At 42.8% G+C, this 14,914-nt stretch carries 16 protein-coding genes, 2 tRNA genes and 1 pseudogene; 9 read left to right on the plus strand and 10 right to left on the minus strand.

Going from position 1 to position 14,914, the window contains the following annotated elements; all coding sequences use genetic code 11:
* Window positions 1-2 precede the first annotated feature (2 nt).
* The gene (locus JCM10519_RS14495; RefSeq protein WP_347844285.1) at window positions 3-479 is read left to right on the plus strand and encodes a GNAT family N-acetyltransferase; all 477 of its coding nucleotides are present in this window, start codon (window positions 3-5) and stop codon (window positions 477-479) included.
* Window positions 480-564: 85 nt separating this feature from the next.
* Here the strand turns inward: JCM10519_RS14495 and JCM10519_RS14500 are convergent, their stop codons facing one another.
* Window positions 565-822 (minus strand): zinc ribbon domain-containing protein, encoded by a 258-nt coding sequence (locus JCM10519_RS14500; protein WP_054740182.1) that lies wholly within the window; start codon window positions 820-822, stop codon window positions 565-567.
* A 196-nt stretch (window positions 823-1,018) separates the two neighbouring features.
* Here JCM10519_RS14500 and JCM10519_RS30205 point away from each other — a divergent pair, with 196 nt between their 5' ends.
* Window positions 1,019-1,162 (plus strand): hypothetical protein, encoded by a 144-nt coding sequence (locus JCM10519_RS30205; protein ID WP_347844286.1) that lies wholly within the window; start codon window positions 1,019-1,021, stop codon window positions 1,160-1,162.
* Between the two features lie 151 nt (window positions 1,163-1,313).
* Here the strand turns inward: JCM10519_RS30205 and JCM10519_RS30210 are convergent, their stop codons facing one another.
* Genes JCM10519_RS30210 through JCM10519_RS30220 form a run of 3 tightly spaced genes read right to left on the minus strand, consistent with a single transcriptional unit; the run spans window position 1,314 to window position 2,782 of the window.
* Complete coding sequence (locus tag JCM10519_RS30210; RefSeq protein ID WP_347844287.1) at window positions 1,314-1,754, minus strand: S8 family serine peptidase; 441 nt, start codon at window positions 1,752-1,754, stop codon at window positions 1,314-1,316.
* The gene (locus JCM10519_RS30215) at window positions 1,735-2,361 is read right to left on the minus strand and encodes a hypothetical protein (protein WP_347844288.1); all 627 of its coding nucleotides are present in this window, start codon (window positions 2,359-2,361) and stop codon (window positions 1,735-1,737) included. Before JCM10519_RS30215 ends, JCM10519_RS30210 begins: the two co-directional genes overlap by 20 nt.
* Window positions 2,351-2,782 carry a S8 family serine peptidase gene (locus JCM10519_RS30220; protein ID WP_347844289.1) on the minus strand — a complete coding sequence of 144 codons (432 nt, stop codon included), beginning with the start codon at window positions 2,780-2,782 and terminating at the stop codon, window positions 2,351-2,353. The genes JCM10519_RS30215 and JCM10519_RS30220 overlap by 11 nt, the downstream gene beginning before the upstream one ends.
* 582 nt (window positions 2,783-3,364) lie before the next feature.
* On the opposite strand from JCM10519_RS30220, the gene JCM10519_RS14510 reads away from it, so the two are divergent.
* The 4 genes from JCM10519_RS14510 (at window position 3,365) to JCM10519_RS30225 (ending at window position 5,992) form a co-directional block, all read left to right on the plus strand.
* Window positions 3,365-3,697: a rubredoxin-like domain-containing protein gene (locus JCM10519_RS14510; RefSeq protein WP_054740035.1), complete on the plus strand. Its 333-nt coding sequence runs from the start codon at window positions 3,365-3,367 to the stop codon at window positions 3,695-3,697.
* A 532-nt stretch (window positions 3,698-4,229) separates the two neighbouring features.
* Window positions 4,230-4,691, plus strand: a complete 462-nt coding sequence (locus JCM10519_RS14515; protein ID WP_054740037.1) for a hypothetical protein — start codon at window positions 4,230-4,232, stop codon at window positions 4,689-4,691.
* Between the two features lie 697 nt (window positions 4,692-5,388).
* Window positions 5,389-5,712 carry a hypothetical protein gene (locus tag JCM10519_RS14520; RefSeq protein ID WP_347844290.1) on the plus strand — a complete coding sequence of 108 codons (324 nt, stop codon included), beginning with the start codon at window positions 5,389-5,391 and terminating at the stop codon, window positions 5,710-5,712.
* A gap of 142 nt (window positions 5,713-5,854) precedes the next feature.
* On the plus strand, window positions 5,855-5,992 hold the full coding sequence (locus tag JCM10519_RS30225) for a hypothetical protein (protein ID WP_347844291.1): 138 nt from the start codon (window positions 5,855-5,857) through the stop codon (window positions 5,990-5,992).
* 1,168 nt (window positions 5,993-7,160) lie between these two features.
* On the opposite strand, the gene JCM10519_RS14530 is transcribed toward JCM10519_RS30225, so the two are convergent.
* From JCM10519_RS14530 to JCM10519_RS14550, 6 genes are all read right to left on the minus strand, one after another.
* A tRNA-Val gene (locus tag JCM10519_RS14530) sits at window positions 7,161-7,234 on the minus strand.
* A 6-nt stretch (window positions 7,235-7,240) separates the two neighbouring features.
* Window positions 7,241-7,313 (minus strand) — tRNA-Ala (locus JCM10519_RS14535).
* Between the two features lie 92 nt (window positions 7,314-7,405).
* The gene (locus JCM10519_RS30230; RefSeq protein WP_347844347.1) at window positions 7,406-7,936 is read right to left on the minus strand and encodes an NAD(P)-dependent oxidoreductase; all 531 of its coding nucleotides are present in this window, start codon (window positions 7,934-7,936) and stop codon (window positions 7,406-7,408) included.
* Window positions 7,822-8,352 (minus strand): hypothetical protein, encoded by a 531-nt coding sequence (locus JCM10519_RS30235; protein WP_347844292.1) that lies wholly within the window; start codon window positions 8,350-8,352, stop codon window positions 7,822-7,824. The genes JCM10519_RS30230 and JCM10519_RS30235 overlap by 115 nt, the downstream gene beginning before the upstream one ends.
* Before the next feature lie 155 nt (window positions 8,353-8,507).
* A complete protein-coding gene (locus JCM10519_RS14545; RefSeq protein WP_054740042.1) occupies window positions 8,508-8,990 on the minus strand; it encodes a hypothetical protein in 483 nt (160 codons plus the stop codon).
* Window positions 8,991-9,004: 14 nt separating this feature from the next.
* Window positions 9,005-9,820, minus strand: a complete 816-nt coding sequence (locus JCM10519_RS14550) for a helix-turn-helix domain-containing protein (RefSeq protein ID WP_054740044.1) — start codon at window positions 9,818-9,820, stop codon at window positions 9,005-9,007.
* A 274-nt stretch (window positions 9,821-10,094) separates the two neighbouring features.
* On the opposite strand from JCM10519_RS14550, the pseudogene JCM10519_RS30240 reads away from it, so the two are divergent.
* The 3 genes and pseudogenes from JCM10519_RS30240 (at window position 10,095) to JCM10519_RS14570 (ending at window position 14,664) form a co-directional block, all read left to right on the plus strand.
* A pseudogene (locus JCM10519_RS30240) lies at window positions 10,095-11,227 on the plus strand (Gfo/Idh/MocA family oxidoreductase).
* The gene (locus JCM10519_RS14565) at window positions 11,227-13,179 is read left to right on the plus strand and encodes an alpha-glucuronidase (RefSeq protein ID WP_054740050.1); all 1,953 of its coding nucleotides are present in this window, start codon (window positions 11,227-11,229) and stop codon (window positions 13,177-13,179) included. Before JCM10519_RS30240 ends, JCM10519_RS14565 begins: the two are co-directional and overlap by 1 nt.
* Before the next feature lie 105 nt (window positions 13,180-13,284).
* Window positions 13,285-14,664, plus strand: coding sequence for an extracellular solute-binding protein (locus tag JCM10519_RS14570; protein ID WP_054740053.1), 1,380 nt, complete (start codon window positions 13,285-13,287; stop codon window positions 14,662-14,664).
* The last annotated feature ends 250 nt before the right edge of the window (window positions 14,665-14,914 follow it).

Here is a 14,914-nt window from a genome sequence, read left to right on the forward strand (position 1 = left end):
CGATGTATAAAAATTGGGCCTCTGATACCGAAGTTACAAAGTATCTGACATGGCCGGCCCACCAGGATGTTGCTGTTACCAGGATGGTACTGAAAAAATGGGTGGACGGCTACTCTGTGGCAGATAATTATGAGTGGGCAATTGCTTTAAGGGAATCCCCCTGTGAGCCGATCGGCTCCATAAGCGTGGTATACCGGGATGACAGCATTGCTGCAGCCCAGATAGGGTATTGCATCGGCCGTAAGTGGTGGCACAGGGGAATCACTTCTGAGGCGCTTAAGCGTGTTATGGACTATTTATTCGATGAGGTGGGAATGAACCGCATAGAAGCAAGGCATGATACCCAAAACCCCCATTCCGGAGCTGTTATGGAGAAATGCGGTATGAGATATGAGGGGACGATGCGGCAGGCAGGCCGTAATAATCAAGGGATCTCTGATTTGTGTTATTATGCTTTGTTGGCTTCCGACAGAAAGTAATCTGCCTCATGGATTCTGACAGGAAAATAGAGAAACTGCTGACTGTCAATGTCAGCAGTTTTATTAAAGTTTATGCCGCTTATAATTACTTCCAACGTTTAAGGGTTGGCAGCAAAGCTGTCATTTCTTTTCTTGCTTCTTCCTCGCCCATGGCCTTCCCTAAAATAGGTACAATCATCTCAGTCATATCTTCCATCGATAGCTCAGGAGCAATAAATTCTCCGTCTTTATAACAATTTGTGCAGGAAATGCATCTGCTTCCGTCAGGTTCTATTGCAATGAAATGAGAGTGTTCTTTGTTAAAAGGTAAACCACAGCTTTGACACATTGTCACTTCTGCCATATTTATCATTCCCTTCGTATAGTAACTCATCAACCGTTTGCTTATATTAAAAATACAAGCAAATTTCATTATAAAGGTGATCCGTGTGGATTGTCAACGGCAACGCTTTGTTAAGATGGTGTTAAGATTGTCTTTTCTCTATTCCTTTTTATGGTAATTTTTACTAAAATAAAGACATAAAAAGGAGGAGTGATATATGAATGCCATTATTATTTTATTGATTGTTGTCTATGCAATCATAGGTGGAGTGTCCACTCTGTATCTGTTTTTCAGTATGCCGGCAGTTATTATATGGAAGATTTACCGGAAGTTTAAATATCACATATCCTTAATGAATTAAACGACGTGAAAAACCAAATTTTAAAGGGTGTCCCCGAACTATGATATTCATAGAAAGGGACACCCTTATGCGTATCCGGCTGCCAGACCTTGTCTGCCCGCTCATTCTGAAACCCTGGAGCCAGGGACCTATGCCGGTCCCGGCAGACAGATTATACATTGGTAAGCCTTCGGAACAGATTATTTACATCCAGCTGGCCATATCCCCATATGTTGTTTGGAAAAACATTGGCACCTTCCCGCCTGGCGCCTCTTATAAGAAGGCGGTTCACATCGTATCCTGTCATGGATGTATAATTCCCTCTGGAAATTCCCCATTCTAAGATCATGGCAATGGCGCCGGCCGTATGAGCGGCGGCGGCTCCTGTTCCGGTAATTGTTCCGTACTGATTCCTCAGGACAGCACAGGGCAGCTGGTAGCCTGGAGCTGCAATATCTGGTTTGACCAGTCCGCTTCTTGTATAACCTCTGCTTGATTCTAGGAGTATGCTGTCATTAAACTGGTTATAGGCAGTAACTGTCAGCTGATGAAGGCCGTTGCCGGGAGAGGTTATGGTGGTATCCGGATCCGGGTTAAGAAAAAAAAGTCTCATTTGAAATAAGATTACCGGAAGGCAGCCAAGAGTGAAAGGAGATCGGCTCATTTTCAACACTTTGGACCCGGATGCTCCAGACTCCGGGCAGGGCGTCTCTAAAACGCAGCAATATGAGCTGGTCCCCGGTTTCCTCCTCAAAGATAAAGTTATTTACCCAAAGTACGCTTGGGGTAAAAATGAAGTTGAACATTCTGCAGGAGCCAATGGTGGGATAGATCAACTGGGTGGATTCCCTGTTTGGAGTTGAAATATCAACGGCGAACCGTCCAAGGGCGTAAGGCCATATTTCCATGGAAAATAATTTATCCTGTTCCCCGACCCTTAATTCAAAGTCATTGTAAAATGGAGGCTCTGTGGTGTTGTTAAAGTAGTGCCTCCGGTTATTTCCTTCATTTCCGGCTGAAACGGAAAGGCCGATTCCGGGAAGTCTTCCCAGATAGTTTAAGTAATTACTGAGGGCGCCGCTGCCGTCATGCCCTTCCTGGCTGCTTCCCAATGCAATGCATATGACCACGGGGCGGCTGATGCTTTGCGCATAGGAATTTAAATAGCGTATTCCAAGGATAATATCAGATTCCTGAAAGCAAAGAGCATCATCCGGCACAAAAAAAGATTTCCTTGAGATTTTGCTTTGCCTCCTTCAGCTTTACAACCACCAGTTCGGATTCCGGAACAACGCCGGAAAAGGTGCCATCCGCATTTGGCTTGCCGGCGATTACACTTGCGATCGATGTGCCATGGCCGTTGGTGTCAACGGAAGGCACAATGGATAATGGGTTATCTGATCTCAAGGCCAGATTGATAAGCTCTCTTCTATATTCGGTACCAAATGTGAATCCTTCGGGAATGGGACCGGACTGGATGGTTTGGTCCCAGATAGAGAGAATTCTGGTGGTGTTGTCATTATAAAGAAAGGCCTGGTGCTGGTAATCAATTCCGGTATCTATAACTCCAACGATGATTCCCCTCCCAAACAGGCCTAAAAAAAGGATTTCTCTGTACGGTGCCGATCCCTGATTTTTCAATGCTGACAGTAGAGGTTATCACATAGAGCGTCGGAAAGCTGTGATAAGGATACAGGCCCAGGTTGCAGGGATCCGAGTTTTCCTTAGGGACATGAAGCAGAGAGTGCCTGAAATTCAGCGTAGTAATGTTATCCTCGGAAGCATACATTGGGATTGAAACGTTATTAATAATAAGGTCATAGTAGTTATTGTCCAGAACTTTTTCCAAATTTCAGCCTCCAGGTCTGACTCAAAAGGAGCATTTGTTTTATATTATGCAGCAGGAGTGCTATTATGAGCAGCATAGAGGTTTGTTTTAATTTAGATCTGTAAAAGATTTTGACACTGCGGCTGTCTGATCCTGCTGATTGCTGATAGCAGGAATTTGCACGGCATTTCGCTGATAACAAAAACACCGGAATCCTTGTAGGCACAAGGGACGGAGCTGGAAGAGGAGCTTGTTTGCCCAAGCGCCTTAATTTGCTAAAACCTTAAGGGAATGGGTTAATATGTCTTTTATGGATTGACAAATACGGCATAGCAGGTAATATAATATTTATCAGGAAATAAAAAAATATTCTTTGATCAAGGAGGCGTATTGTTATGAAGCTGTTTCGATGTACAGTATGTGGCTATGTTTATGAAGGAGAGACCGCACCGGAAAAATGTCCAAAATGTAAAATGGGTGCAGAGAAATTTGAGGAGCTCAGTGACGAAGATGCAGAGAAAATCTATCGTTCTGACCGGACCAATGCCATTCATATGGAAATCATCACATTGGCAGAAAAGATCATTGCTTTAAGTAAGGAAGGAATTGAGGATAATTTAGATCCTAAATGTGTTTCCGCATTTACCCAGGCAAAGGATGAAGCATGGGTAATTAAACAAAGATCAAAAACAGAACTTGCAGGACATATGAAACTGGGAAAATACTAATTGCAGAAAAGAGTACCAGGGTAAGAAAAAGATCAATAACTTTCGAAAAACAGAAACATCGGAATCCTGGCGGAAGCAGGGATTTCCGGTGTTTTTGCTGTACATGGGTAAAAGAGCGCAACAGGTTGTTTGGCAAAAGCTGGTGGAGTATATACGGGAAGCTGAAAACGCGAGGTTAATGGAAGGATATTGGAAGTTTTTTGAGGTACTGTTCAGACAGGAGACAGATACTACGGAGAAAGCTGCCAACGATTAATATTTAGTTGACAGTTTTTTACTGAAATAAGTAAGGTAATCAAAGATTTGTGTGATAAAAAGGGAGGGAGCCGGCGAGATCGGGAGAGATCCTGCCGGCTGATATGAAAAAAAGGTACTACTTTTAAGGTTATTGGCCTCTTTACAGTCTTTAATATACAGGAAAATTGTGAAGAGTTTGTGAAAGTAAGAATAGTACATTGGAAGCTAAATATTGATTGCTGGTAGTTTTTGGGATAAAATAGTACCTAAATAGTAATTCAAGGGGGATATTGATATGGAAAGTATAGAAAACAAGCTGATGGTATTATCACAAATTGCGAAAGAATTAAATCAGAAAAATGTCACATGGGCCATTGGAGCCTCTTTGCTGCTGTACTTCAAAGGAATCACATCTGAATTTCATGATATAGATATTATTGCGGCTGAAGAAGATGCGGAAATAATTAAAGATGTTTTGTTATCCCTTGGAACCCTTCAGCAGCCGAATCCAAATCTTAAATACAAATCCAAAAGTTTTATGGAGTTCATTGTTGATGGCGTTGATATTGATGTAATGGCAGGTTTTACTATTGTTAATAATGATAAGGAATATTATTTTCCTTTGAAAAAGGGAGAAATCAATGATTATACAAAAGTAAATGGTATTGAAGTTCCTTTGCATTCCCTTGAAGAATGGCGTAATTATTATGAACTGATGGGGCGGGAGGAAAAAGTGAAAATGATCGATGCATATTAGCAGATATTTAATTCAATAAATGAGACAGCTTCTAACTATCAGCATAAAGCTGGTAACATGCCATCAGACTTGTCTCACCTTCCGATTGTGGATAATTAATGACAGTAAACCTATAATAATTTGAGACTTTGTGTCGAATATTCAGACATTAACAATCAATCCACAATTATTTCCACATTATTGTGGATAAGTGTCGCTTGAGTGTCAAAATCTGAAAAATAACCATGTTTCACGAAAAACAAAAACACCGGGATTCCTTATATTGCAAGGAAACCCGGTGTTTTGTTTTTCGTGGGATAATGGAAGTAATGGGGCTCGAACCCATAGAAAATCAAGCAGAATTACCGTAAAGGCCATCTTTGTTGAGCGGTCAATACAATATCTGTTGCCGCAGGTAGGGCAAAACTTGGAATGGCAGCGGAAAGGAACAAACTTAAGCTCACCACAAAGAGGGCATCCATACAAGGCACCGCCGAAAGAGGGATTCACATAAGATGCAATGATTAGATAAAATCAGGATTTTATAAGGATTTCCTATCCTTTTCTATGTAAATTTTGTTGTCCCAGTTAACTGTAAATGGGCGTGAACTGGAATCCACGTCACTTGATCTAATTGGATAAATATGGTATTATTTATGGGAGTTTAGGGGGTAAGTAAGGATATTAATTCTACTGTATGAAAGAGAGGAAAAAGTATATGAAAAGAGCAATATCAACATTATTAATAACGATTTCTATTTTAATGTTATTTTCAATGAATGTTTTTGCGGCAGATAATGCTTTGGAAACGAAACAGCAGAGGGCGCCGCTACAACCGGTCACAAGTGTGAGTATTATAGAAAAAGGAGTTTGGAATAGGAACTTTGGAAGTCCTGCTCTAGATTCTATGAATGGTCATGTATATTTTGTAGTAAGAACAATGGGGCATGGGGGCTCGGTTGCCACATACGATAATGTTAATACAAAGGAATTTTGGTACGATGTAATTAAAAAATTATGCTGGCACGCCGATTGGTTTTGAACGCTATTATGACTGTGGGCCTGTTACGTCGGGAAAACATACATTTAGAATTAAAGTTACTTCTTATGGTTCTCCATATAATACTATAGAGAAAACTGGTACAGTTACATACTAATCAATATATTGATATTGGAGGTTTTAAATGAGCTTAACTATTGGCAATAACTATGTAACAAAACCCCTAAGTTATCCAACTGCTAGAAATGTTGAAGATAATATTTTTCAATTGAATACTTCTTCGGAAATAAAAAAAGATAAGACCAGAGGAAAACGTGGATAATCTAAGACCTGATTATTTGTATAGCGTGGTTCATTGTCTAACAAATCAGCCTCTGCATATGAAGTATGATGATACTTCTACAAAAGAGAATCCTGTCATTTTGGCTATAGGAAGGGATAAGCAAGGGAATAATTTTACGAGTAAATTTATATAAATAATGTAAATCCAGAAAATGCCTCTCCGGTTGAAATGATAGCACTGAGTGTGCATTTAAGGGAACAAAATGCCCCAGGAAAGGAACCGTCTTACGTCCGGAGAATCGCTTCTCGGATACTCGAAACTGAGGATGCCCATGAAAAACAGAATTTTAAAACTCTTATGGAAAAGGAATCCGACCAGCAAAAAAGGTGGGGATTTGACCAGATAGCTGACCAATATATAATGGATTTAGAGTATTGTCTTTCTTGGTATCTCTCTAAAAAAGACAATGTAATAGATACATTAATAAATAGGTAAATTTATTTTTCGTAATAGTAATGAAATTCTAAGGTATATTAATGTGACAATGTTAGGATTTACATCAAATGATATATCTTTATTTACAGACCTACTAAACTTAAATGTTTTAGGAATGCTCGTTTTAACTAAGAAGCTATGTACTGACTTTTAAATCAGTACATAGCTTCTTCAATTTGATAAAAAGTAAGCGTCAAATAGGTTCTTTCCAAAGTCAGTTGATTTGATAGTAATATTCATTTAATAGCAACTTTGCTTTTAATAAGTGAAAGCTATTTCGGCCATACATGATTCGTTTGATTACTTTGACTTTATTTACGATTCCCTCTGCCAGGCCATTATTGGAACATGAGAGTAATAACATTAAATTCGATTATATATTCATAAAAGAATAATCATTTGAATACACACTCTGTTGGTAGAGCTTTGTTGAGAGCGTGCGAAAAGGCTGGTATCCCACAAAAGTCCACTCACAAGAAAAGGAAAACATTTGCAAGTAGATTGAAGCAAATGGAGTACCTATTGATGAAATAAGGACTTTGCTTGGATATGCCGACGCACAAACCACTTTAGGTTATATTTTTAATCCATTACCAAAGGATGAAATATTAGATATGATTAAAAATGTATTCTGATATTTGATGTATTCAAGCGGTGAAAATAAAACACCTCAAAACCCTATATAAATCAAGGATCTTGAGGCGTATACGAATGGAAGTAATGGGGCTCGAACCCATGACCTTTCGCGTGTGAGGCGAACGCTCATCCCAGCTGAGCTATACTTCCATTACATGGAGATAGTGGGACTCGAACCCATGACCTATGCGTTGCGAACGCATCGCTCTCCCAACTGAGCTATATCCCCATGTCTAAATTATAGCACGAAGATTCTGAATTACAAGTATTTTTTTATACAAATGAGACAAAAACTCTCTTATTTTTTACCCGGCAAATATTTTAAAGAATGATGTTTGACTGACAGCCTTCCATCCAGTCTTTAATATTGTCAAAGACGATTTTTGCCCGGGCATCCATGGATTGCACCGAGGCAAAGGCCACGTGAGGGGTAACAATGGTATTCTTGCTTTTAAGTAGAGGATGTTCCGGATCAAGGGGAGGCTCTGTCTCAAAGACATCGATTCCGGCGCCGGAAAGATAGCCGTTATTTAACGCGTCAGCCAAAGCATTGGAATCCACCACAGGTCCTCTGGCGGCATTGATTAGGTATGCCCCCTTTTTCATTTTGGCAATGGTGTCCCGGTTTATTAAATGGCGGGAATCATCGTTTAAAGGACAATGAAGGCTTACAATGTCAGAACAGGATAACAGCTCGTCAAGGGATACGAATTCAATAAATGAAGGCTCGCTCCCGGTCAGACGCCGTTTGTATCCGAGAACCTTACAGCCAAAGGCAGAACAAAGTTCCGCAGTCCTTGTACCAATCGCGCCGGCGCTATGATGCCCACTGTTTTTCCCATAATCTCGCAGCCTACCAGGCCGTCCTTTGTTTTCCCTTCCCTGCACCGGGCTTCCACCTGAGGCACATTGCGAAGAAGAGAGAGCATCATGCAGATCGAAAGCTCTGCCACGGCTTCGGTGGAGTATCCGGCTGCATTGCTGACCTTGATTCCTCTTTTTTTTGCTGCTTCCAGGTCTACGTGGTCAACACCTGTAAACGCAACATCTATAAATTTTAAATGCTCACAGGCGGATATTACCTGCCCGGACAGAGGCATATTGGCAATCATGATGACATCTGCCTGTTTGGCCCGCTGAATCTGGACTTCCGGATCCGTATCCTTCGGATAGGAGGTGAAGCAGTGACCGGCATCCGTCAGAGGCTTTGCGTATTCATTTAAAAGACTGTCCGGGATGCCCAGGGATTCTAATAGTACGATGTTCATAGGTTTCACTCCAATCATTGCATAAAATTACAGGGCCGCAGTAAGCACGGCCCTGCAATTCTTATTATAGCACTGATTGAAAGATTAAAAAAGATGGGATTTATTTATGAGCTTAAAATGATTATAAAGATACCCCAGTGATTTTAACTGTATTTTCAACCCTGTCTCAAGGGCAGTACCCGGCAGACGCACTCCCGCCTCCGACAGGGCGGACAGATCATAAGTTCCATGCGGCGTTTGTTGCCTGCATACGTGAGTGTCTCGGGTTCACCATCCTCCTCTACGAAATATCCGTCTTCTTTCTGCGGTGTATCTTTTCTGAGGGGATCATACACAGAATCCGTGGAGACCACTACCAGACGCTTCGTTACACCGGGAAATATATCTAAATCCTGTAAGGCATGTCTTTCATTCATGCATATGCAGTCAAAGACAATGTCCCAGTTGGTATCCGCATCTAAAATCGTTTTCTGGAAATTCTCAGGTTCGTTTCTGCCGGCCTTCAGAAGATGGATCCCGTCACCTAAGGGCCGCTGCCCTCTGGTGACCGCCCAGACTTCATATTTTTCTTTCGCCAATGCAGCCAGACGGCCGCTCAGACCTCCGCTTCCTCCGATAATGAGCGCTTTCTTCTGCATACTGCACCTCCTCCTTATTTGAATGCCTCTGCATGTTTCTTCCTCTCCGGCGGGAGCAGCTTTGAAGGCGGGATTCCTTTTTTTTCTTTAAACAGTTTTGAGAAATAATAAATATCGGAAAATCCGCTTTGGAGAGCTACATCACTCACGTTGCCCTCACCGCTCCTTAACATATTTTCCGCATGATTCAGACGAAGTGAAATCAGGTACTGTTTAAATGTCATGCCTATTGCCTTTTTAAACAGATTTCCATAGTACACAGGATGGATATGAAACAGACTGGCCATAGTATCGATACTTACATCCTCTGCAAAATGAGTGCTCATATAGCGGATGCTGTTGATGATGCGGATGTCTTTACTGCTGATCCGGTTGTCGTTAAAAAGGAGGTCCAGTATATGATAGAGGATCAGGCACATGCTGGCCCGTACCTTTAGTTTATAACCGAACTCTCGCTTTAACCACTCTTCGTGGATCTCATGGAAACATGAAATGAGCTGGGGAACATTGCCGATATGACTGATGAGGTCAAGGGGCAGAAACATATCATCGCCCTTTTGATCTTTGAGGAAAAGGTTTGTGGAGTAACATTCCATTAAATCCTCCGGGACGCTGACTGCCGCCCTGTGAGTGCCCTTGGGTATGCAGATCAGATCGCCTTTCCGGACGATATATTCTGTTCCGTCTATGAAATATCTGGCTTTTCCCGCTATGACATATGTGATGTCAATGAAAGATATGTAATCCGGGTCTATCTTCCAACCCGCAGTACATTTCCTGTGAATGTAGTAGTGCAGTTCGGGAATCATGTTATCAAAATCTACTTCCATAAGCTGCGCCTCCCATTATTTTTTTACTGCTTTTTTAGAAAAAAATACAGTGGCTGTTTCTGATGCAGGATTTTTTAGTACATTTAGTATATCTTGTCCGGTAAAAATGTGCAATAGAGAATACAAAGTAAAAAAATGTTTAAAAAATTACAAATGGTATTTTAATATTACATTCACATAATTGGAGGATTTGGCTAAAATGTAAAGCATAATAAACGTTTATTTAATCAAAATGCTGACGGGCCAGGAAAACTGTTTAAAGAAAGGAAGTATCATGGTAGGTATCATCGGAACGGGCGTTATTGCAGAAACACATCTTAAGGCATACCTTGCACTTTCAGACAGATGTCAGATAGCTGCGCTGTGTGATATCTTTCCTGAGAAAGCGCAGAGGCTGAAAGAGAAGTATGGTCTGGCTGCAGCGGAAGTTTATGAGGATTATGACGAGATGCTTAAAAGACCGGAAATTGATCTTGTAAGTGTCTGTACTCCGCCTTTCACCCATTCGCCGGCTTCCATAGCATGTATGCGTGCAGGGAAGCACGTACTGGTGGAAAAACCCATGGCCTTGTCTCTTGCGGAATGCGACGAAATGATAGCGGTCCAAAAGGAGACCAACACCTATCTGGGAGTTATCTGCCAGAATCGTTTTACGAAAGAAAATCAGATACTAAAGGCACTGATAGAGAGTAAAGCCGCAGGCAGAGTGCTCTTTGGCCAGGTGGAGTCATTCTGGTATCGCGGTCACAGTTATTATGATCTTTGGTGGAGAGGCACCTGGGAGAAGGAAGGCGGAGGCTGCACCATGAATCACGGCGTACACCAGATCGATCTGCTTAACTGGATTATGGGCCTCCTGAGACTGTGACAGCTGTCCTGGCAAATGCTGCACATGATAATGCCGAAACAGAAGATCTGTCGGTGGCAATACTCACCTATAAAAGCGGGGCGGTAGTGACCCTTGCGGTAAATCTGGTGACCCATGGCCAGTACCAAAGGCTCGTCTTCCAGTGTGAAAAAGCGGGTATCTCATCCCCCTGTCAGATCAGGAGCAGCCGCTCTGCAGACTCAGGATTTCCGGTAGACGACCCCGATACTGTCGCAGAGCTTGAGAAGGTGCGGGAATCAATGCCAAAGCCAGAGAGGGAGAATCATGAGGCACAGATAGAGCGGGTTATCTGCTTTATGGAAAAAGGTGAAATACATCGGGAAGACAGCGCAGACGGCCGATTGGCTCTGGAAGTCATTACGGCTATCTATCAATCCGGATTTACGAAATCGACGGTCCGTTTGCCTTTGGGCAAGGACAGTCTTTTATATGATAAAAATGGAATAAATGAAAATGGAAGGAATTTCCATGCGGCAAATCGAAATGCTGGCAGCGGAAATCAGGAGGAACTTAAGTGATGTCAAAAACAAGGGATCTGTGCTGGCTGATAAAGAAAGTACATCAGCCGGATATATCCGGTTATCATATCAAAGATAAAAAAGACAGTATTGTAATGAAAACCATAGAGAGAGAGCTGACCCTGTTATTTGAAGGCGCAGAGCCGTCGGATGATCCGGGATCTTCCCTGGTGCTGTCACTGGCAGGTGCTGGTGGCAGTGATGGATATGAGATAAGAAAGACAGAGACAGGCTATGGAATAACTGCTTCTACTGAGAAAGGGCTTCTTTATGGAGTGTTCAGCCTTCACCGCATTCTGATCACAAAAGGAACGCTTCCCTTTATGAGCGAACCGGATCAGAGCATCCGCATGATAAACCATTGGGATAATTTCGACGGTTCCATTGAGCGCGGTTATGCGGGAGAGTCAATCTATTATGATGGAAACAACTTCAGAGGAGATATGGAAATCGTCCGCTCTTACGCAAGACTTCTTGCAAGTACGGGCATCAATGCCATATCAATCAATAATGTAAATGTACATAAAAAAGAGACATTTTTCATAACGGGCGATAATCTGAAAGAAATCAGAAAGATAGCCGATGTGTTCAGTGAATACGGAATCAGGACTTTTCTTGCCATCAACTTTGCCGCGCCCATAGCGGCAGGCGGGCTTGACACAGCGGATCCCCTTGCACCGGAAGTTGATGCATGGTGGGAAAAAGTGACAGCTGATATATACAAAGAAATCCCCGAATTTGGCGGTTTTATCGTGAAAGCGGACTCTGAGGGAGAGCCGGGCCCATTTACATATGACAGGACACATGAAGATGGTGCCAATATGCTGGCGCATGCGGTTAAACCCTTTGGAGGCATTGTTATCTGGAGGTGTTTTGTATACAACTGTGCACAGGACTGGAGAGACAGATCTCTTGACCGCGCTAAGGCTGCTTATGATATATTTATGGCATACGACGGCAAGTTCGAGGACAATGTCATTCTCCAGATCAAAAATGGTCCTATTGATTTTCAGATCAGAGAGCCTAATTCCCCGCTTTTCGGAGCGCTTAGAAAAACAAATCAAATACTGGAATTTCAGATCACCCAGGAGTACACAGGACATCAGATCGATCTGTGTTATTTAATACCCATGTGGAAAGAAACTTTGGATTTTGACACCTGCTACGGGAAAGATGCTTTTATTAAGAATGAGATCAAAAAGAACTCGCCGGATCCCAAGCGGTCAGGAATAGCGGCAGTGGGAAGTGTTGGCATGGATCCAAACTGGACAGGCAGCAAACTCGCTCAGGCAAATCTTTATGGATATGGAAGGCTTGTATGGGACAACTCCCTCAGCTCTGAAGCGATAGCCGGAGAATGGGTAAACCTGACCTTTGAGCTCCCTGAAGACGGGGCTGCAAAGGTCGTGGATATCCTTACTACTTCCAGAGGTGTTTATGAAAACTATACCTGTCCTCTGGCAGTAGGATTTATGTGCAAACCGGGTATTCATTACGGAGTGGACATTGACGGATACGAATATGACAAATGGGGTACCTACCATTATGCGGACCGCAACGGGATAGGCAGAGAACGCTCGGTCGCAAGGGGGACCGGATATACGAGGCAGTATTCAGATGCCAGATTCAGTGAATACGAAGACTTATCCTCCTGTCCTGATGAACTTCTGCTGTTTTTCCATCATGTGCCCTATACCCATGTCCTCCGCTCAGGAAAGACTGTGATACAGCATATATATGACACGCATTTTGAAGGAGTGGAGAAAGTAGAGCAGTACGGGAGAATTTGGGAGAGTCTTGAGCCTTTCTTAGATAAAGAAAGCTATATGAATGTGAGAGACCGTCTTTTGAAACAAAGAGAAAATGCAATTAATTGGCGGGATCAAATCAATACTTACTTCTGCCGCAAGTCAGGAATCCCTGATGCCCGTGGCAGGAAGATCTATGACTAAAAGTTGTCAAATAAAAATGGTTTTAATGACTGCTCATTGTAAATTCAGGCGGCATGGGGTTTTGCAGGCCCTGCAAATAAAAAAGAAAAGGAAGGAAAAAGTATTATGAAAAAGTGGAAGAGAAGTTCAGTTGTACTAGCAGCAGTTTTAGCGGCAACAGTCAGTTTCACCGGGTGCGGCGGTAATGGAGGAGGCTCGGCAACGGCGGTGTCATCGGGAAATGCCGGTGAGGCAAAGTCAGATGGGGCGGCGGACGGTGAGCTGGCTCAGATCAGTTTTTCCTGGTGGGGCAATGACGACCGCCATCAGGCCACCCAGGAAGCTATTGACGCATTTAATGCGGCTCATACGGGCTCAATCGAAGTGACAGGTGAGCCTTCCGGTTTCGGCAACCTGGAAGAGACCTTTACTACCCGTTACGCAGGCGGTACGGAAGCCGATATCATGACGGTCAATTATCCGTGGCTCATCAAATACAGCCCGGACGGCACTGGTTTTTATGATTTGGGCCAGGTTGCGGATATAGTTGACTTCTCCCAGTATGATGAGGGATTTTTAGAGACAGGAAAAACTGCCGGTGTGATGCAGGCAGTCCCCTACGGACAGAACACTCTGGGCGTTTATTTGAACAAATCTGCATTTGAAAGAGCGGGTATTGAAGAGATCCCATCTACATTTGAAGGGTACAAGGAAGCGGCAAAAGTCATTACGGCGCAGAATCCCAACTCTTACCTGATCGTAAGCCCGACTTTCCGTTTTGCGGCCATTTATTATCTGCAGCAGAAGACAGGTAAGGGTGAATTCGATGAAAATCTGAATATGAATTACACGGTAGAGGACTACAAAGATGCTATGACCTGGTACAAGGAACTGGCAGATCTCCATGTATTCTGCTCCAGGCAGGATTATCTTGAAAATGTAGGAAATGACCCTGTATCCATCGCCCAAAATGCAAAATATATTGATGGCGGTTATTTGGGAGTACTTGAGTGGACAGGTGGTATTGCTTCCAACGCACAGACACTTGCAGATAAAGGAGATGAACTTATCGTAGCACCTCTTCCAACTATAGACGGAGCAGTATTTAAAGGAACCATGGCAAAACCCTCACTGACATTTGCCATTTCCAAAAACTCCAGGCACCCCAGAGAAGCAGCAGAATTTTTACAGTATATCTTAAATGATCCGGAAGGTACAAAGCTTATGGGTTCAAAGAGAGGTATGGTGGCATCAAAGGCTGCAAAAGCTTCACTTGAAGCTGACGGACAGATTACGGGAGCCGTAAAGCAGGCTTATGACTTTACGGATAAGGCAGAAGTTATCAATAACTCCCCTATCTTTGAAGATGCTGTATTTACAAGTTCCTATGAGAGCAACTATGAGAAATATGAATTGGGTGCAAGCACTGCAGATGAAGCTGCACAGGCATTCTTTGATGAAGCATCTGCTCAGGTTGCAAAGCTGAAAGCGGAATACGGGAAATAAAATGAAATAATAACTGCCGGTTGGGAAATCAGCTGCTGTCTCATTGGTCATTGTAGGTCTGCCGGAAGAGAGGCGAAGGATTCACGCTGTTTAACCGAATCAAGTAGGGGCGCGGATTGCGAATATCCCCTTGACAATGGGGCCTTTCACTGCCCGGTGGCCCGCAATGACAAACCGGTACTCCGGTTTAAGAACATATTAACCATATAGCTTTTTGCGGCTATTTCACTAATAACTAGGAGGAATTTTT

This window comes from Clostridium sp. NkU-1, from assembly GCA_001312405.1.

Bases quoted from the DNA above. Each gene is read 5' to 3' on its own strand.
- JCM10519_RS14495 (WP_347844285.1), top strand. From the start codon at position 3: ATGTATAAAAATTGGGCCTCTGATACCGAAGTTACAAAGTATCTGACA.
- JCM10519_RS14500 (WP_054740182.1), bottom strand. From the start codon at position 822: ATGGCAGAAGTGACAATGTGTCAAAGCTGTGGTTTACCTTTTAACAAA.
- JCM10519_RS30205 (WP_347844286.1), top strand. From the start codon at position 1,019: ATGAATGCCATTATTATTTTATTGATTGTTGTCTATGCAATCATAGGT.
- JCM10519_RS30210 (WP_347844287.1), bottom strand. From the start codon at position 1,754: ATGAGACTTTTTTTTCTTAACCCGGATCCGGATACCACCATAACCTCT.
- JCM10519_RS14510 (WP_054740035.1), top strand. From the start codon at position 3,365: ATGAAGCTGTTTCGATGTACAGTATGTGGCTATGTTTATGAAGGAGAG.
- JCM10519_RS14515 (WP_054740037.1), top strand. From the start codon at position 4,230: ATGGAAAGTATAGAAAACAAGCTGATGGTATTATCACAAATTGCGAAA.
- JCM10519_RS14520 (WP_347844290.1), top strand. From the start codon at position 5,389: ATGAAAAGAGCAATATCAACATTATTAATAACGATTTCTATTTTAATG.
- JCM10519_RS30225 (WP_347844291.1), top strand. From the start codon at position 5,855: ATGAGCTTAACTATTGGCAATAACTATGTAACAAAACCCCTAAGTTAT.
- JCM10519_RS30235 (WP_347844292.1), bottom strand. From the start codon at position 8,352: ATGAACATCGTACTATTAGAATCCCTGGGCATCCCGGACAGTCTTTTA.
- JCM10519_RS14545 (WP_054740042.1), bottom strand. From the start codon at position 8,990: ATGCAGAAGAAAGCGCTCATTATCGGAGGAAGCGGAGGTCTGAGCGGC.
- JCM10519_RS14550 (WP_054740044.1), bottom strand. From the start codon at position 9,820: ATGGAAGTAGATTTTGATAACATGATTCCCGAACTGCACTACTACATT.
- JCM10519_RS14565 (WP_054740050.1), top strand. From the start codon at position 11,227: ATGTCAAAAACAAGGGATCTGTGCTGGCTGATAAAGAAAGTACATCAG.
- JCM10519_RS14570 (WP_054740053.1), top strand. From the start codon at position 13,285: ATGAAAAAGTGGAAGAGAAGTTCAGTTGTACTAGCAGCAGTTTTAGCG.